The sequence below is a fragment of the Streptomyces sp. x-19 genome, assembly GCF_046549115.1.
Lineage (GTDB): Bacteria > Actinomycetota > Actinomycetes > Streptomycetales > Streptomycetaceae > Streptomyces > Streptomyces albulus_C.
The window spans coordinates 1-18,120 of the sequence record NZ_JAJPWK010000054.1 but is presented as its reverse complement, the minus strand read 5'-3'; the positions used below and the strand labels follow the sequence as shown (position 1 = coordinate 18,120).

At 64.5% G+C, this 18,120-nt stretch carries 12 protein-coding genes; 5 read left to right on the top strand and 7 right to left on the bottom strand.

Annotated features, from left to right (window positions below; translation table 11 throughout):
* From ACLJT4_RS41415 to ACLJT4_RS41400, 4 genes are all read left to right on the top strand, one after another.
* The coding region (locus tag ACLJT4_RS41415; protein WP_411130289.1) for a hypothetical protein at positions 1-195 on the top strand (195 nt) is incomplete at its 5' end.
* Between the two features lie 296 nt (positions 196-491).
* Entirely contained in the window at positions 492-1,169 is a 678-nt protein-coding gene (locus ACLJT4_RS41410; RefSeq protein ID WP_411130287.1) for a response regulator, read from the top strand.
* Between the two features lie 41 nt (positions 1,170-1,210).
* A complete protein-coding gene (locus ACLJT4_RS41405) occupies positions 1,211-2,623 on the top strand; it encodes a sensor histidine kinase (protein ID WP_411130286.1) in 1,413 nt (470 codons plus the stop codon).
* Entirely contained in the window at positions 2,620-3,147 is a 528-nt protein-coding gene (locus ACLJT4_RS41400) for a GerMN domain-containing protein (RefSeq protein WP_411130285.1), read from the top strand. The genes ACLJT4_RS41405 and ACLJT4_RS41400 overlap by 4 nt, the downstream gene beginning before the upstream one ends.
* On the opposite strand, the gene ACLJT4_RS41395 is transcribed toward ACLJT4_RS41400, so the two are convergent.
* Genes ACLJT4_RS41395 through ACLJT4_RS41380 form a run of 4 tightly spaced genes read right to left on the bottom strand, consistent with a single transcriptional unit; the run spans position 3,139 to position 6,738 of the window.
* Positions 3,139-4,341: an ABC transporter permease gene (locus ACLJT4_RS41395; protein ID WP_411130284.1), complete on the bottom strand. Its 1,203-nt coding sequence runs from the start codon at positions 4,339-4,341 to the stop codon at positions 3,139-3,141. The genes ACLJT4_RS41400 and ACLJT4_RS41395 overlap by 9 nt on opposite strands.
* Positions 4,338-5,027, bottom strand: a complete 690-nt coding sequence (locus tag ACLJT4_RS41390; protein ID WP_411130282.1) for an ABC transporter ATP-binding protein — start codon at positions 5,025-5,027, stop codon at positions 4,338-4,340. Before ACLJT4_RS41390 ends, ACLJT4_RS41395 begins: the two co-directional genes overlap by 4 nt.
* Positions 4,988-6,076: a peptidoglycan-binding protein gene (locus ACLJT4_RS41385; RefSeq protein WP_411130280.1), complete on the bottom strand. Its 1,089-nt coding sequence runs from the start codon at positions 6,074-6,076 to the stop codon at positions 4,988-4,990. Before ACLJT4_RS41385 ends, ACLJT4_RS41390 begins: the two co-directional genes overlap by 40 nt.
* A 29-nt stretch (positions 6,077-6,105) precedes the next feature.
* Entirely contained in the window at positions 6,106-6,738 is a 633-nt protein-coding gene (locus ACLJT4_RS41380; protein ID WP_411130278.1) for a hypothetical protein, read from the bottom strand.
* 153 nt (positions 6,739-6,891) lie between these two features.
* On the opposite strand from ACLJT4_RS41380, the gene ACLJT4_RS41375 reads away from it, so the two are divergent.
* Positions 6,892-8,682 carry a hypothetical protein gene (locus tag ACLJT4_RS41375; RefSeq protein WP_411130277.1) on the top strand — a complete coding sequence of 597 codons (1,791 nt, stop codon included), beginning with the start codon at positions 6,892-6,894 and terminating at the stop codon, positions 8,680-8,682.
* Between the two features lie 182 nt (positions 8,683-8,864).
* Here the strand turns inward: ACLJT4_RS41375 and ACLJT4_RS41370 are convergent, their stop codons facing one another.
* The 3 genes from ACLJT4_RS41370 to ACLJT4_RS41360 form a co-directional block, all read right to left on the bottom strand.
* Positions 8,865-14,354, bottom strand: a complete 5,490-nt coding sequence (locus ACLJT4_RS41370) for a hypothetical protein (protein WP_411130275.1) — start codon at positions 14,352-14,354, stop codon at positions 8,865-8,867.
* Positions 14,355-15,183: 829 nt separating this feature from the next.
* A protein-coding gene (locus tag ACLJT4_RS41365; protein ID WP_411130274.1) for an IS5 family transposase occupies positions 15,184-16,010 on the bottom strand; the annotation gives its coding sequence in 2 pieces (ribosomal slippage) (positions 15,184-15,672 and positions 15,675-16,010; 825 coding nt in all).
* A gap of 300 nt (positions 16,011-16,310) precedes the next feature.
* Positions 16,311-17,774 (bottom strand): NF041680 family putative transposase, encoded by a 1,464-nt coding sequence (locus tag ACLJT4_RS41360; RefSeq protein ID WP_411130273.1) that lies wholly within the window; start codon positions 17,772-17,774, stop codon positions 16,311-16,313.
* Between the last annotated feature and the right edge of the window lie 346 nt (positions 17,775-18,120).

Here is an 18,120-nt window from a genome sequence, read left to right as displayed (position 1 = left end):
GTGACCGACCCGCAGCAGCACCTCTTCAAGCTCGCCCGCCCACACGTCAGGCCGCACATCGTCTTGCATGATCAGTACAACAGCGGTCAAGCGCGACCGGTCACGAACAACCGCCACATGACGGCACGTCAGCTCGCTACACTCAAGAAGACGCCCCTGACCAGCGCAAATAGCGAACTGCAACTGGAGTACTAGGCGTGTCCTTCGACACCGCTGACGCTGGCCTGATACCCCACGCCTTCTCGGTCCGTGCCAAGGCCGCCTGAACCGACTCCGAGGGCGAGCCCACCGTCAGCAGGCCAGCGCCGTGAGACGGTCGGCAGGGATGGCAGACAGGTCCCCGAGCTTGTTGAGCCTGATGAACTGGTCGATGGCCTTGCCCTCGTTCGTGAGATCGGCCCCGAGACCTCTTGCATATCTCCAGTGGTCCTCCACCTCTCCTTGCTTTGAAGAACGCCGCGATAGATAGCGCCCATGCCCATAATGTCCGCATGCCTCACGTGCTCTTGATCGAAGATGACCCTGCCTTGCGTATCGGCCTGGAGATGGCACTGCGGCGGATGGGGCATGAGGTGGCTGCCTGCGGCAGCGGTGAGGAGGGGCTGCGGCGCCTTGGTGCCGGCGGAATCGAAGTCGTGGTGCTCGACCTGATGCTGCCGGGAATGGATGGGTTCGAGGTATGCCGCCGGATCCGGGCGGCTGGGCCCGTGCCGCTGTTGATGCTAACCGCGCGCGGTGATGACATCGACGTGGTCGCCGGCCTTGAGGCGGGTGCCGACGACTACGTCGTGAAGCCCGTAGAGCCACGTGTGCTGTCAGCGCGCATCAGCGCGGTTCTGCGCCGTAGTGACCCGGCACCCCGGGATCCCAGCGAGCAGCACGGTGATGTGATCATCAACCGTGCGTCGCTGGTGGTGAGCAAGGGTGGGGCGGTGATGGCACTGCCGCCGACCGAGTTGCGGCTGCTGCTGACGCTCAGTGCGGATCCGGGCCGGGTCTTCGGCCGGGAGGAGCTGCTGGAGGTGGTCTGGGGCTACGACCGGGTTTTCGAACACCGTCTGGTCGATGCGGCCGTGCAGCGTCTGCGGCTCAAGCTCGAGGATGTGCCGGGTGCGCCGTGCTATGTGCAGACCGTCCGTGGTTTCGGCTATCGCTTCGGACCACTGTGACAGCCCGTTCGGGAAGGTTTCGGGGGTTGCGGGCCCGGCTGATGACTGCGTTCGTGCTAATGGCGGCGTTCAGCACGGTGGCGACGGCCGTCCTCACCTACCGGCAGGCGCGCAGCAGCATCCTGGAGCGGTCCCAGTCGGTCCTTACCGGCGACTTCCGCAGCCAGGTCGCCGCTCTTACCCCCGGTCTGTCCTGGCCTGCCAGTGAGGCCGATCTGGCCCGTTTCATGGATCAGCTCGTCCCCCGTACCCGGCAAGCGAGTGTGCGGGTCGTTCACAGCTCCGGCCAGACGGCAGGGGACGCGTCAGCGTCCGGGGTGCCGGTCCCGGACGAACTGCGCAGCCGAGTGCGCGGTCAGAGCGGCTATGCCTATCAACGGGTGGTCGACCGTGGTGTCCCGTGGCTGGTGGCCGGTGCGTCCCTGAAGGTGAAGCAGCCTGCAGGGGCGAAGGCCTCCGAACCGGTCGAGGTGTATCTGACGGCGTCACTGCGTACCGAGCAGGAAGACACCACGGCCGTCCTGGACGCGGCGCGTAACGGCGCGCTGCCGGTTGCGCTGGCGGCGATCCTGCTCGCCCTGTTGTCCGCGCGGCGGGTGCTGCGGCCGGTACGGGACCTGGGCCGAGCAGCCAGGGAGCTCGCCGAGGGAAGGCTGGGTACCCGGGTGACCGTGAAGGGAGGGGACGAACTGGCCGATCTTGCTGACACGTTCAACAGATCAGCGCAGGAGCTGGAGTCCACTGTCGAGGAACTGCGGGACATGGAAGCCAAGGCGCGGCGGTTCGCCGCCAATGTCTCGCACGAGCTGCGCACCCCGCTGTCGGTCATGACCGCGGTGACGGACGTCCTGGGAGAGGAGGCCCCCAGTATGCGGGGTGATGCCGCGACGGCTGCCGGGCTGGTGGGGTCGGAGACGCGACGACTGGTGCGGCTGGTCGAGGAGCTGATGGAGATCTCCCGCTTCGACGCGGGGGCCGCAGAATTGCGGCGCAAGGAGCTGGACGTGGCCCGGCAGATCATGGCCACGGCGCGGTCCAGAGGCTGGCAAGACCATGTGCGAACCTGTTTCCGGGAAGGGGTACGAGCCCGGTTGGATCCTCGCCGCCTGGATGTGATCGTGGCCAACCTGGTGGGTAACGCTCTGCGGCACGGCGGCGAGCCGGTAACGGTGACACTGCGGTGCGAGGCGGAGGATGTGGTGATCGAGGTTGCCGACAGCGGGCCCGGTATTCCTGGGGACGCCCTGCCACATCTCTTCGAACGCTTCTACAAGGCGGGCACCGCGCGGTCGAGGTCTGAGGGGAGTGGGCTGGGGCTTGCCATCGCGTGGGAGAACGTGCGGCTGCACGGCGGCGAACTGACGGCAACGAACCGGCCGGAGGGCGGCGCGGAGTTCACGGTGCGACTGCCTCTCCAGGGTCCGGAGCGGAATGACGAAGAGGCAGGATCATGAGGAGACCCTGGGTTCTGCTGGTGAGCGGCCTGTTGGCGACCGGCTGCGGGATCGGTGCAGCCGGGCCCTACAAACTCGGCGGTATACCGGCGGAGGTGACGGCGATCCCCCGGCTGTACTGGGTCACTCACGACGGTCGTCTGCGTGCCGCCGTGGGGGCCGAGTACGCCAAGCAACCCTCGGAACCCTCCTCCGAGCAGGCGGTACGGTCGCTGCTCGCTGGGCCGAACGAGGTCGTACGCGCCACCAACTTGGACACGGCGCTGCCCGAGATGCCGACCGGCCATCTGCCGCGGCTGATCGTACGAGGAAGGGACGAGGGGCCGCTCACTCTGGAGTTGCCCCTTGACGTGTCCGGGTTGAAGAAACTCGCCGTGGGGCAACTGGTGTGCACCGTCTGGAGTACGGAGGCCGTACGGCGGGGAGACATCGCCCAGGTGGAGGTGACGCTCAGCGGCGGAGGACGGCGCAGCGGACCGCACCGCTGTGCCGACTATCCCACCGCGCCGGGCCCGTCAGCTTGAGCTGAGCGCCTCGGTCGGTGAAAGCCTCGAGGCCTGGACAGCCGGGTAGAGACCGGCGACCATACCGATGACGACCGTGGCACCGAGCCCGCCTCCGAGCGCCCAGGCGGGTACCACCGTCGGCCATCCCTGGACGGCCGCGAAACCGAAGGTGGCGAGGGCGCCGAGCAGGGCACCGGCCACGCCGCCTAGCCCGGAGAGCAGCAGGGCCTCGGTGAGGAACTGGATGCGGATCTGGCCGCGGGTCGCCCCCATGGAGCGGCGGAGGCCAATTTCCTGGCGGCGTTCGAGTACCGAGATGACCATGGTGTTGGCGACCCCGACCCCACCGACGAGCAGCGCCACCGCGCCCAGGCCCAGCATGAGGCCGGTCAGGGAACCGGAGGCGGCCTCCTTCGCCGTGAGGGCGTCGGAGGGACGGCTGACTTGGACGGTTTCGGGTGCCTGGGGGTTGACCGTGCGAGTGAGGACAGCACGGACCGAGGCGACGGCTTCGTCGTTAGAGCGTTCGTAGAGCCGGGTCGGATGCCCGTCGAAACCCAGGCGCTTTTCTGCCGCCTCCCAGCCGACAAAGGCCGCCGTGTCGAGGTCCACGGAGAGTTCGAGGGGCTGCATCACCCCGATGACCGTGAAACGGTCCTCGCCGATCCAGACCAGTTCACCGGGCGAGGCGCCCAGCCGCGTCGCCGTCGACGCGCCCAGGACGACTGTCGGGTAGGCGGCTGTGGCGGAGGTGAGCCAGCGGCCGCGCGCCATGCCGCCGCTGACCGCACCCAGGAGGTCCAGGTCGGCCGCCATCACGTTGATCCCGCCGTTGCGTTCGGCGGGAACCAGCTCGTTCCGGCGGATCGTAGTGTCCTTGAGCAGCGCGATCGCACTGACCTTGTGCACGGGTCCGATTCTGGACACCATCTCCACCGCTTCCTTGGGCAGCTTCGGTGCCCCGTCCCCGCCGTCCAGGGGCGCGCCCGCCTCGACGGTGAGCATGTCGGTGCCGAGGCGGGCGAGTTTGGTCATCAGGTCGGCCTTGCTGGAAGTGGAGATGCCGACGACGGCCACCATGGTGGCAATGCCGATCGCGATGCCCAACGCGGACAGGAAGACGCGCACCGGGCGGGTACGCAGCCCGACCGCGCCGACCCGCAGGACGTCACGCGCGCCGAGCCGGGCGGGGTGCAGCGAAACGTCACTCACGCCGCGATCACCGGTCCGCAGTCATCGACGATCTCGCCGTCGCGGACCCACACTTGACGGGGCAGACAGGCCGCGATCTCCTGGTCATGCGTGATGATCACGATGGTGGCCCCGTCGGCGTTCAGGTCACGCAGGACGCCCATCACGGACTCCCCGGACTTGGTGTCCAGCGCGCCGGTGGGCTCGTCAGCCAGGATCAGGTCCGGCTCGCCGACCACCGCTCTGGCCACCGCCACCCGCTGCTTCTCCCCACCGGACAGTTCGTACGGCCGGTGCCGGGCACGGTGGGCGAGCCCGACGCGCTCCAGCGCAACCGCGGCCCGCTCGCGGCGCTCACGCTGTGGAAGTCCGGCGTAGAGCATGCCGTCGGCGACGTTGTCGAGGGCACTGCGCCCTGGTGCCAGGTGGTACTGCTGGAAGATAAAGCCCAGATGCCGCGCACGGAGTGCGGACAGCTGCTGGTCGTCGAGTACCCCCACGTCCTGCCCGGCCACCCGGATCGTGCCGGAGGTGGCACGGTCCAGAGTGCCGATCAGGTTGAGCAGAGTGGACTTCCCCGATCCCGAGGGGCCTACGATGGCCGCCAGCTCACCGCGTCGCACCTGGAGATCCACTTCGTGCAGGACGGTGAGGTCACCGTAGGACTTCACCACGTCGGACAGGTTGATGACCGGCTCGAGGGGCATTTCGAGGGCACCTCCACCAGGGCGCCCTCGGTCAGGTCGGAGCCCGTGAGTTCGACCTTGCCGTCGGCGTAGGTACCGGGCGTGACCTGCACCGTCTTCTTGGCCGAGCCCGTGACGACTTGTACGCCGTACCCGCCTTCACGCAGCGCTACCAGTGCTTCGACCGGCACGGTCAGTGCGTCCTTGGTCACTTGGTCGGCGAAAGCCACCGTGACCGGCAGTCGGTCCTGCACCGATGCCTCGACCCTACCGTCGAGGGCGATCTCGACCGTGGCCTTGGGCTTTTCCACGGATGCCGCTCCGGTCTGAGTACCGTCACTGCTCTCGGCCGCAGCCAGCGTGATCTCGGTGATCCGGCCCGGCTTCTCACCGGCACCGGGAACGGAGACCTTCACCGACGAGCCCTGCTTCAGCTTGGCGCGCATCGCGTCCTCGACCTGCGCGGTGACGACCCGCTTGTCCGAGCTCAGGGTGAGCACCGGAGCGTTGGCCTCGATCTTGTCGCCGGACTGCGCCTTGGTGTCGGCCACGCGGACCTCACCGGGCAGGAAGACCAGGTGCTCCGGTTTCACCACCCCGGTCTGCTCGACGCCCAGCCGTTTCTGCCAGCGCTTGACGGCGGCTTCTGTGCCGGCATCGAACTTACCCGCTCTGGAGACACCGTAGTAGCCCAGCGCTCGCAGATTCTCGGTGAGCTGGACGACATCGATGCCGTCCACGCCCTTCTTCAACTCCCGGTACATCGGCACCTCGCCGTAGAAGAGCACCACCGGCACCCGGTCCACCTCGTACAGCGGCTGATTACGGCGGATCGTGTCGCCGGCCTTCGGCGGCCGTGCGGTGACGGTGCCTGCGGCACTGGCCTTGAGATCGCGCTGTGAGGCGTAGGTGAGGGTTCCGGAGAACGACGTGCTGGTGACGAGATCGGACCTCGTCACCTTCGCGGTGGCCGTCGGGGCGCTGCTCGCAGCAGGTTTCGCATCTCCGCCGGTGCCGTACACGGCATAGGCGCCGCCCCCGACGGCCAGCACCAGCATCACGGATGCCACGCACAGCACCGCCTTGCGTGGGGGTCTGGTCATTCCTGCGCCCCGTCATTGCCGTACGCCTGCTGGCGGCAGACCGGATCGGCGGCCTTGAACTCGGAGTCTTCCAGCGCCTTGCCCGCGTCGTCGAACAGTGCGCCGCTGTCCTTGGGGTCGTTGACCTTGACACCCTTGCTGCGCAGGCAGTCGGCGTACTTCTGGAGCTTCTTCTTGCCCTCAGCCTCCGCCTTCGGGTCAGCAGCGAGCTTGTCATTTGCTTCGGCCATCTTGACCCGATCGGGCTCACACGCCTTGTCGGCCTTGTGGCCCAGCTCAGAGACGCCGTTCTCACCATCGGAGTCGTAATACCCGGAATCCGCACTCGGCTTTTCCAGCCCCTGCCCGGGCTTGATGTCGGGCAAGTTGATCCCGTTCTTGCGCATGCAGGAGAGGTACGCATCCTGCAACCTCTTTTGTGCCGCCTGGTCGGCGCCTGTGCCGGGCTGGTCCTTGTCGCTGCCCTTGGCTGAGGAGGACTCCGCGGTGGCCACACCGTCGTTGGAGGTGATGTTGCCGCCGCAGGCGGTGACGATGAAGAGGGCAGGAAGCAAGGCGAGCACGCCGGGTCGAGCAGCCCGCAAACGAATGATTTTTCGCATGCCTGCAGGCTGCCGCGCATAGATCATGACAACCGCATCGCTACTTCATGGGTGCGTAACAGCTCCACCGCTCTCGCTGGCAGGAGAGAGCGCTCATGACGGCCAACCGCCTCTCGGTGCACCGCTGTGACGCGGCCATGAAGTGCCGATGAGGTTGTCATGATGTGACGACGGCAGCGTGTGGCCACCGACATACCCGTGCTCGAAAGGCAGGTTCCCATGTCCGTTCCCGGTCCACGCCCGCTCCGGTCGGTACTCGCGTTCCTGAGCGTCGCAGCTGTCCTCGGCGCTGCCGTACCGGCCCAGGCGAGCCAGGCAGAGCCTACGGCGCCGGTCCCGGGACGGCCTGGCGCCGACCAGCGCTACCCCGTCGCACGAGATAGTTACGACCTGGGATCGACCGCCTTCGAGGACGACGTCAAGGCCGAGATCCAAGGGGTCGCGCACCATCCCAAGGACGCGCCGGGCAAGAAGTTTCCCGTCATCGTCATGCTGCACGGCGGTCATGACACCTGCGCAGTGGGAGGGGAGTCCTCTGTGGCCTGGCCCTGTGCGACGGGTGCACAGCCGCTCCCCAGCCACAGCGGCTACGACTATCTGGGCAGGGAACTGGCCGCACGGGGGAATGTGGTGGTGTCGATCGGCATCAACGGCCTGACGGCCGCCGGGGCGGCCGAGGTACTCGGCGGGAAGATGATCAATCAACATCTCGCGCTGTGGCGCAAGTGGCAGACCCCGAGTGCCGATCGTGCCTTCGCCCGTGTCGCCGACCTGAAGCGCATCGGATTGTTCGGCCATTCCCAGGGCGGCGAGGCGGCTGCCCTGGCAGCGGCAGGAAACTCGGACATCGAGCAGATCAAGGCGCCCGTCAAGGCTCTCTTCCTCATGGCACCGGGTTCCATGGGGGAACCTGCCGCGCTGAAGCAGCCCCTGGCGGTGATGCTGCCCACCTGCGACGGCGATCTGAAAGACCTGAACGCGATGCGGCACTTCGACAAGAGCCGCTACCTGTCCGGCCCCGGGCCGAAGTACGTGTTCACCGTGCCGGGCGGCAATCACAACTTCTTCAACACCACATGGTCCCCCAGCAGCCAGCTCCCCGGGGCCAAGGACGACGCGGCCATCGCCAAGCCGGGTTCCGGGTGCGAGCCCGGGGCGGCGAACCGGCTCAGCGAGAACCGACAGCGCGAGATCGCCGGCCAATACGTCGGCGCCTTCTTCGCACGGCATCTGAAGGCCGACAAGAGCCAGGACGCGATACTCACCGGCGCAGCCCCAGTCCACACCCCGGCAGGAGAAGTCCAGGTCACGTACCAGGCACCGGCGGCACAGCGGCGGGACATCAACAGGTTCGCTGAGCAGCAGAGCCTGACGAGCAACCAGCTTGGCGGTGGGGTAAGGGCGGACGGCGGGCTGAAAACAAAGATGTGTGTGCAGCCCCGGTTTGAGGACATCGGCCAGGAGGAGCTGGATCCCTCGAAGTGGCCGAGCGGCCTGGCCGGGGGGCACGACGCAGCGTACGACGTCCACTATGGTCACACCATGCCGGTGCTGGGCGGAGGCCCCACCATGCTGAAGGCCAGCTGGGACCGGCGCGGGGGAACCCTGTACAACGACATACCGCTGAAGTTCCGGAACTTCAGCGCCTACCCGACGCTGAGGCTACGCGCTGCCGTCGACCCGACCGACCGGCGCAATCCGGCGGAAGCCGCGCAGGACTTCTCCCTGCGCCTGATCGACACCAAGGGCCGCAGGGCCTCGTTGCCCGTGTCACGGTACAGCCACGCCGTCGACGCTCCGCAGACCAGCACGGACCCGGAGGGCCTGAAGCTGTTCATCCTCAACGACATACGGATCCCCCTGGACCACTTCAAAGGTGTAGACCTGAAGGACATCGCACAAGTACGGATGGACTTCGACCGCACCAACCGCGGACTTGCGGCCCTGATGGATCTCCGGCTCGCACCCTGAACAAGTCACGCCGGACACGGAGCACCGGGCAGCCAATCTCCAGCAACCCCCTTCGACCGGATCGTGTGAAGCGCCCCGACGTTTCCGGACAGGCGTCCAATAGGATCGTCTGGAACAGACCGTCACCGAGGTAGGACATGAGCTCGAAATCAATCCGGAAACAGTGGCCACTCTGAAAAGGCTCAGGGTTTCTTGGCCCGGATGTCAATGCTTTGGCGATAGAGGTGTTCGAGCGTGTCCTGCAGTCGGGCACCCAGGGCAGTGGCGAGTGCCCCGGCATCGGGATCGGCCAGGCGGTCAGCAACGGCAAAGATCCCCGATTCCGGTTCCGGTTCCGGTTCCGGTTCCGGTTCCCTGCCCCCCTTCTTAAGATTGGCCCACGCCGAACTCAGTTTCGCGTGGAAGTCGCTCCACTCCTGAACCCGCGCCGTGGCCCATTCCTCCTCGTCCCACTTCTCCTTGCTCGCGTCGTCATAGTGCTGGTCGGCAGTTGCGCCGGCCTCAAGGACGTCCTCCACCGCTGCCTGCCAGTCCTTCAGGGCCGTCTCCAGACGCCCGACCGCCGCCTTCGCCCGCTCTTCACGCAGACGCTGCTGATCGGCAACGGTAGCCTTGAGGATGTCCGTTGCGTCCTGGGCTATTTGGCGGGGCAGCTCACCGGAAAATGCTGGGGTCAGTAGCGCCGTGCGCACCGACTCGGGGAAATATTTCGCAAGCTCGGACTTTACCTTATCGCGGTCGATTTCCCCGTTAGGCTTGCCGAAGGCTGTGTCTTTGAAGGACCAGGTGCCGGGATCCCACAGGGTTTTCAGGGCCTTCCGGATAGCAGCTACCACGCGATCCTTCTCCAGGTTTTTGAGAGCGCGAGGGGTTTTCTCTGTGGGCTGTTGAGTCGTCGGAGCCTGGCGGTCCAGGTATTGCGTCAGGGAAGCCAGAAGGCCTTCCTGGAGTGACCAGCAGTGGAGCCCGATGAGATCAGCCGTCGTATCCGGCTCATACCCCACCTGCACCGTCTTGTCGCCGGAGAAAACATGATACGTCCGGCTCGATCCCTCAAACTTCTCAACTGGCATGAACGCGTCGATGCGAGTGAAAGCCGCATTCGCCAGCTCAGGCCACAGCACGCCTTGATTAATCTTCCCCGGGCCAGCAACCAGAGTATCCCGGCGCCCCTCAAGTCGGATGCGGCGGAAGGAGTCACCGGAGAAGACATAGTACTCGTTTGCAACTCCGGGGACCGGAAGGACTGCATCGACAGATGTGAAGTGAGGTGGATCGCCTTGACCGAGAGATGGCCAGAATTGGGCGATATTGCTGGATCCAACTATGGGACTGTCCTGCCCAAGTTTGATAAGCCGGTAATGAGTCCCGCTGAAAACGAAGTATTCATCCGAGCCGGTACCCGCAGGCATGAATGCGTCTACTGCATAGAACGAGGGTGTGCTAGGTCCTGCAACTAGGGACGGCCAGGTGGCGGCACTGATATCTGTCGTGCCCTTGTTGGTCATGCGCTGGGTATACATGCCGCCAAACACTATTTTCGTTCCCCTGCCCGTGCCCGCGCCGTAAGCCGCGAAGTGCGGCTGTGGTTGCGCATCCGGATTCAGGGGTACGGACCCGAGGCTGACGACCAGGCTGAGCGGGGACGGGACCATTTCCCGCCAGCCCCAGGTGATGGCAAGGGGACCGTATACCAGCTCGCTCTTCCCGCCTCCTGCAGGGACGGTGATGAGTCGGTAGCTGGATCCCTTGAAGATGTAGTAGTCACGGCTCCCTGGTACGGGAATCACTTCATCGACCCGGTCGTAGTCGTCGTTATCGATACCATCGGGCGACTTGCCGAATAGAGCTGGCCAGGTGTCACGCGTTATGGTATTCGCAGTCCGCCGCTTGCACTTCTCGCTAGTGGCCATCTCGACATGGACATACCGATTGCCCTCGAAGAACCAGAACCGCCCCTTCACCTGATCGGGCATCATCGCGTCCACATTCCGCAGACTGATCCCCCTACGCGCGCCCAGACCACTGAAATACTTCTCCCCGAATTCAAAAGTTGCAGGACTGGGCACAATCGCACTACCATTTTTAAGGATGAACGCACCCTTGAATTTACGCTCGTGCGGCGCCTTCAAGAAGAGGTGGCGCGCGAGCGCCTCCCCCCATTCTCCCCAGTCATGGTCTACCATCGAGGAGCTAAAATCGGCCGCACCCCCGAAACTACCCAGGAACGGCGTCTCACCAGTCACCGAGTCGAAAGCAGCGACCTCCCGCGCACTGATCTCGCGGTAAGTCCCCTGGGAAGATTCACGGGAAAACATATAATAACCAGAAGAACTCTTCGGGATGGATAGGGCTGCATCGAGCCTCTCGAAGGGTCGGTCCGCGCCACTGAGCACTGACCAGTCTTTGTAGAACCCCGTGGGGAGACGGAATTCCAGACCCTGACGTTGCTTCGCTCTATCTACGGCTTTGGCCTGCCCCGTCGAGAGAGAGTCAGCAGCCTTAGGGTTGAGCGGCTGGTAGACGAAGGTGTCCTCGTAAATATGTTGCCCGTATCTCTCCCATTGAGCATATGCCGCTGTTCCCTTAGGGGGCACGTTGTTGTACTGCGGGTAGGATGCCACGTTCCCGACGACTTGGCTCATGCGGCGAGTACCTGCCTTGAAGTCGGCATGAGCAGTTTCCAACCAAGTGGCAATGTTGCCCACGTTGTTCGTCTGGGCTTTTGACTTCGCAATGTCCGTGACGGTCTTGGCTAGTTCCTCGACGGTCAACAACTGTCGCTTGTAACAGTTCTCGAGTCCCGTCCGGGGAGTCTCGCCCCGGTAATTCTCGGGGAGTCCCGCCGGAGAATTGTCCAGGCCGTCGAGAAGTATCTTCAGACCACTGCTTCCCGCCGCATCCCGCAGTTGCCGGTACAGGCACACGCTCAGATGGCAGTACACACGTCGCCGCGCTGCATCGGTAACCGCACCGGGGCTGCCGTACAGCCAGCCGTTGTACAGCGTCTTACGGTCCTCAGTCCACTTGGCTGCCTGGATCTCCTGGTCGAGCTTGTCCCACCATGCTTTGTCCAGTTCCGCGAATCCGGCTCCCTTCTGCAGCACCAGTGCTGCCAGATTGTCGATGGTGGCGATGGTGACCTGTGCATCATGCGCAGCGGCCGATTCCAGACGCAGCGCCTCGCCGCCCAGGGCCGTGGCCATGTCCCCGAACGCCTGCGCCCAGAGTGTCTCGGGGGCCTTGCCGAGGTCAGCCTTGACCTCCTTTTCCAGCCACGCGATCACCTCGTCCTCGATCTTCTTTCTCTGCGCATCCACCGCCCACTTCTGCTTGATGACATCCGCTGCCATCGACAGGGCAACCAGACCCCAGCCCACCGGCCCGGCCCCCATCAGCTCCAGCATCGCGAACGCCGACAGCCAGGCACCGAGCTCCACCACTTTCTCGCCCGCCGCCTTGAAATCGCCGTGCACAATGTCATTTGCCACATACAGCGCCGTGGCCGGCTTAAACCACCGCGGATTGAGCGCCAGTACATCCGCCGCCCTGCGCAACGGCGGCGTCCCCTTACGAAAAGCATCTTCCAACAGCCCAGGGGCCTGCAGAGCGGCCAGCGTCATCTCCGCAGTGACACCCTCACCCCCCGGACCAAACTTCGCCCGGAACTCCTCCAGACGTGCCACCTTCCCCTCGCCCCCCACCGTCAGCTCCCGGTGGACAGCCCCGGTCGCCGCACCCAACTCCCCCTTCATCAGCACCGACGTTCCCGGCACCACACTTCCCGCCTGCGACCACACGCCCCTCCCGCCCGGCAAACCTGTCATCTCGCGGCCCAGCCGTGTCATAAGCCCGGCCTGCTCGCTTCCCTCGAACGTCTCCTTCCACGCTTGCTGCCAGAGCGTTGCCTCCGTTTTGATGAGTGGATCCAGCTGAGGATCCTCGATGTCAATTTCCTCCAGCTCCACCTCGGCATGTAGGTCGCAATCAAAAGCGTCTTCTGGTTTCGGTTGCTCTTCCGCGCGGAAACTCGAAGAGTCCCGGCCAGGCACACTGTAGGGCATCAGAGACGGGGTGTGAGGAAGCCAGATCCTCGAAAAATTCCTAACCTGCGGCGGCTGTCCGGGAATACCACTGTCAATAGTGAACTGCCCTGATCCGTCATCGCCCGGCGGCAGCCGGTAATGGGACCGGCTCAGCTGACCGATCGGAATGATGGGATCGAGCCTCACCCATCCTGTAAGGGGAAACTTGTAGGTAAGTCGACATGGACTCTGCAGTTTGGTTTGCAGGGCGAGATGACCTTCGCACTTCCAGGCAGTCTGCTCATACGCCGCCCTATGGTGAGCGAGCTGAAGTTCAGAGTTCTGGCCCGGTGCGACCTGGCCCCCGCCCACGCTTGACTGCTGGAATAGTTCCAGCCAGTAATCTGGAAAATTGAGGCGGCGAAGCTCTACAGCAATCATCTGCATGAGCATCCGCGACCTGTGGGCGCTGTACACCTCTTCGTGGACCTTGATCCGGTCCCCTGTCGACAAGACGAGGTCGCGGGAACCCAGTACTTTGAGTGCCGCCTGCCTTCCCTCGATGGAAGACCCAGTGAAGATCTCTTCGGTTTTCTCCTCCTTCTTGGACATGCGAAAGTACCGATCCGGGCCAGGCCTGACAAGCCTTTGATAGATCTTCATCAGGGAGCTGTCCGAATATGGTGCGACGGTTTTTCGAAATCCGCCCGCTCCACAGCCCGTCAGCCCATGAAGCGCGTGTATCAGCTCATGCCCGAGCCCCAACTCCAGCGGCATAATATCGTGCATTCCCGACGGACCGCCCACTGTCTTGCCGCGAGCAGTGAGAAGGGGGTTGTATGCAATCAGCCCTACACTTCCTCTCGGTATTCTCTCCGTGGGTGCGGACTTCGGATCCCATATCTCTGTAATAGCCTTCCATTCGTCCTTCACGGCGGTCGATCCGGGCGCCATACCTCGCAAATTAGTTAAATGTCTACTCAGGCCTTCCAATGCTTCCTTCGGAGCCATATAATAACTATTCACGTAACCAGAATTTACCCGCTGGTAGTTACCTTCTGCGATCCTACTTGTCAGGGCAGCATTCGTCTGCGGCATCATCAAGACTGCAGCATCGACCAGTACGGCCTGGCCTGCCCGGGCCGTGGTACGGGAATCTGCCGCCTCGAAGCCGGCCCAGTGAGGATTGCCCCGACCCTGGTACGTACTCACCTCTTGAGTCAGAATAGTTTTCGTCTGACCAGGCGGGATGAGGCCACTGGGTTGAAGTGGGCGAATACGTCCGATCTGCTCCAGAAGTTCCCTGCCCTCAGTATTCCTGTGAAGCTCATCAATCAGATCCGCCACCTTGTCCAGATATTGCTGGACGGGATCGACACTCGGGCGTAAGTAGTCTTTAGGAGCATCAGGGTTTACCCCCGCGAACCCGTGTTCACCGCTAAGGTACAGCGGACCAGGGTAGACGATGATCCCCGGACAAATGCGATACACCCAGTATTTCTGCATGACATAACGCAACGAAATAACAGGTTTGACTGGCAGTTGAATCTCAAAGACAGCCCCACTCCGTGCCCCCGATATTGGATCGGGCTTCTCCCGGTCGACATGAGACATCTGGGTGAGATCGAAACGAGTTGCATACGGCATAGCCAGTTCAACTCTTCCCTCAAATATTGCCGTTCACTCAGCCACTATCCATAACAGAGCTATGAAGCATCCCCACAACAAGCTTGACCTGGGAATTTATGACGTGGCAAGACCAGCGGAGTCGGCACCAATCTAATTTGCTCAGATTCGGAAGAAATTTGAGAAGTGAAACGGCGAGCCAGTAGGTCACAGACTTGATCCGCTGGGGTGCCAGTCGGTAATCACGTGGACCCTTGTGTCCGGCCTGGCAGCCGATCCAGTTGAGGAGAACCTTCACGGTGAACTTGCCGGGAACGCCCGCGCCCCGACCTTCTCCTCCGCCAGCATCGCACTAGTCGCTTGGAAGCGCACCCCGGAGGCTGACGCGAAAGTAGAGTGAACCGTGCACCTCAGGCTGTTGTGATCGGTTCGAAGCGGACGGTCAGGCCAAGGCTATTGGCTTCCCTGAGCATGCGGCACATTGCCCATTCGGGGACACGCTTGGCGAAGCGATCGGCGCCGAGGTCAAGGTCCTCGCCCGATGCCGTACAACTCGGCGACGAATGCCCCGAGTGCCGAGGCCGAGGCCAGGTCAACCGCCGTTGCTCGCACGCCGAGTGCGGACACGGGCCGCTGCACTCGTGGCACTTCCACAGCGCTCCCTGCACCCACCCCTCCCACGCTGCCTAACCCGACCCCGCTGACATGTGGGCCCCGGCCGCTCGCTTCCCAGGGCACCGGCCAGGGCTCCACCAACAACGTAAGGAGGCACCGAAAGGATGCCGGAATCCCCAGACGCACAGATTCGAACGTACGTAGTTACGATTCCTTCTCGTGTGCCTAAGAGTCCCTAACGCAACGTGTTTTGCAGGCGTCGCCAGCAGATCAGTGAGCAGGCGAGTTTGAGGAACGCCTCGTGGATGTCGTCTCGGGTTTCCCAGCGGATGCGTAGGCGGCCGAACCAGTGCAGGAGCGCGATGGTCTGTTCCACGACCCATCGCTTGGTTCCCAGGCCGGAGCCGTGGTCGGTGCCGCGTCGGGCGATGACCGGCTTGATGCCCTTTGCCCAGACCTGGCGGCGGTGGCAGTCGTGGTCGTAGCCTCGGTCGGCGTAGACCTCCTTCGGTCGCTTGCGGGGCCGGCCGCGTTTGCCGCGGATGGACGGGATCGCTTCCAGCAGGGGCATCAGCTGGGTGACGTCGTTGCGGTTGCCGCCGGTCAGTGTGACGGCCAGGGGGATGCCTGTGGCGTCGCAGATCACGTGGTGTTTGGAGCCCGGCCGGCCTCGGTCGACGGGGCTCCGTCCGGTTTTGGGCCGCCCTTGAGCGCCCGGACGTGGGAGCTGTCGATCACCGCCCGCGACAAGTCCAGACGGTCGGTGGCCCGCAGTTCGTCCAGTAGCACCTCGTGCAGCCGCTGCCACACCCCGGCGTTGTTCCAGTCCCGCAGCCGCCGCCAGCAGGTCATCCCCGAGCCGCACCCGAGCTCACCGGGCAGCCATTCCCACTGGATGCCGGTGTAGAGGACGAACAAGATGCCGCACAGCACCTTGCGGTCCTCCAACGCCTTCTTCCGCCCCGGCCGCCGCTGACCATCGGGTGACGATGGCAGCAACGGCTCAATTCTCGACCACAACTCATCGCCAACCAGCCAGGGTTGAGGGTTCCGCTTGCCCATACCCAAGCAACCGACACATCCGCCCGGAGGACACGGCTACCAGCGTTGTGTTAGGAGCTCTAAGCGCGCACACCTCGGGGCCGACCACCGGGCGGCGGGCGTGGGAACCCAACAATCCGAGAAGCAGCGCACCGTGGACGCGCGCCCCGGAGCCGACGAACTGCGCATACGCGCCCACATGCACGTGGCCATGTCCCGGCCAGGCGCATGGTCTCCGTTGGCTGTAGATGGCGTAGAAGCCCAGGTCAACATCCTTTTTGCGGTTTTATGGCCAGTCGAGGGGAGGGGCTAAGCTTGTTTTTATGGTTTGCGAGCTTTGAGTTGATTACGTTCAGCGATGCTTTCAGGGCGTCTGGTTGATTTGCCCACGTCGTAACGGGTGGCGGGTCGCCGGTTCTTCGAGCCAAGTGGGCGTCCTGGGCCGGGAGTTGAGGGTTTGGGTGCACGGGCCGGACTGTGCAGGTGGGGGCGGAGGTTCCTGAACCCCCGGCGGACGCGGGCCGGGGTGAGCCTGGCGGGCTCGGCCCGCTTCTCCCAGGGACGGCGAAGATCGGCCGCGGCCTCGCGGGTGAGCCTGAGCTGGGTATGCGCCGCGATCACGAGCCACGTCCACCGGTCCGCGGCCTCGGGAGTACGGAGCCTGGGACGGGTCCAGCCGAGCGTCTGTTTTACGAAACGGAAAGTATGTTCAAGATCGAAGCGCCTCAAGAAGGCTTGCCACCGCAGGTCGGTGTCTGTGCTTGTCATGCCGGTCTTGGAGGACCACAGCCAGACTGGCAGTGGGTCGCCTCCGCCGGGTAGACGGTCCACCTGGAGGCGGATCAGGGTGCCCTCGATGATGGGGAGTTCGCCATCGTGGTCGATCCACGCGCTGCGGGTGGTGAGCCGGGGGTGGATACGGTCCCAGGCCATCGCCTTCGCGGTGCCGTAGCGGTCGGTGACCTGCACGGTCGCCGCGTCGGGCTCGCCCCAGGTATCGGGCCTGGCGAAGCGGAACTCCTTGCCGTGCTTCGGCGGCCGCCCGCCCTGGGGATAGGACAAGGCGTACTCCTTGAACGAGGGCCTCGGCCGTCGCATGACACGGTCCGCACGCATCCGCCCCAGCACCTCGACGGGCAGGCCGTCGAGGAGGTAGGCCATGCGCGGGGCGTCGTAGCCGGCGTCGAAGACGACCAGGATGTTCTCGTCACCGGCTTCCCACTGCCCCTGGCCGATCAGGTCGGTGACAACACGGCGGACCTGAGCGGCGGTGACCTCGGCGACATCGTCGTCGGGACCGAGCCGGATCGCATCCAGCAGCTGGCACCACGACGTGCCTCCCGTCTCCAGCGCGGCGACGAACGAGTACGGCCAGCCGGGGATGAACTGGTCGCTGGAGCGTCCCGAGCGCCCGTAGACGTGACAGAACAGACGGTCCGGGCTGGTCGGCGCGTCGGGCCGCAGCCACGCGGAGACATCGACCGCCAGGACCAGGCGCCCGTCCGCGGCCTTGGCCTGCGGCAGCATGGCCAGCGCCTTCCGCAGTCCGTCCACGTTGATACGGCCGTAGTTGAGCGCGTCGTACAACGCGCCGTGCCCGCGCCGGTGCTCGGCCAGCAGCGTCAGGTCGACCGGCGAGGTCACCGGGCCGTCCTCGCAGAGCATTGCGTCGCACAGCTCGAACAAGGTGTCACCGCGCCGGGCCAGACACGTGTAGAGGTCCTCCCGAAAGTGGGACGTGAAGTCGAACGCCTCGTCCCGGGCATCGTGATGCAGCAGACTCATCCTGGGTGGCCTTCGCTCGAGCCTCTATGACGGAGCACAGGATCGAGTGAAGGCCGCTCTCGCGTCCGGTACTTCCCTCCACGAGCGGTCATGTTCGAGAGCCATTTCGATCGGAACTCAGTGTTCCTGGATCAGTTGCGGAGCAGTGAGGCGTGGATGCGGGCGATGGCCCGCAGTACCTCGTCGCGGTTCTTGGCTTGCTGCATCCATGCGGGCAGGGGGTCTGTCAACTTAACGGTGTAACTGGTGTGGTTGTTGGGTCAGATGCGGGTTGCTGAGAGGCGGCCGTCGAAGGCGATGTCGAACGCCTGGAGGGCCCGCTTCCAGCGCATCGTCCACCGCTTGC

Coding starts and splice junctions, on each gene's coding strand:
- ACLJT4_RS41390 (WP_411130282.1), bottom strand. CDS start 5,027: ATGCCCCTCGAGCCGGTCATCAACCTGTCCGACGTGGTGAAGTCCTAC.
- ACLJT4_RS41370 (WP_411130275.1), bottom strand. CDS start 14,354: ATGCCGTATGCAACTCGTTTCGATCTCACCCAGATGTCTCATGTCGAC.
- ACLJT4_RS41405 (WP_411130286.1), top strand. CDS start 1,211: ATGACTGCGTTCGTGCTAATGGCGGCGTTCAGCACGGTGGCGACGGCC.
- ACLJT4_RS41360 (WP_411130273.1), bottom strand. CDS start 17,774: ATGAGTCTGCTGCATCACGATGCCCGGGACGAGGCGTTCGACTTCACG.
- ACLJT4_RS41380 (WP_411130278.1), bottom strand. CDS start 6,738: ATGATCTATGCGCGGCAGCCTGCAGGCATGCGAAAAATCATTCGTTTG.
- ACLJT4_RS41400 (WP_411130285.1), top strand. CDS start 2,620: ATGAGGAGACCCTGGGTTCTGCTGGTGAGCGGCCTGTTGGCGACCGGC.
- ACLJT4_RS41410 (WP_411130287.1), top strand. CDS start 492: ATGCCTCACGTGCTCTTGATCGAAGATGACCCTGCCTTGCGTATCGGC.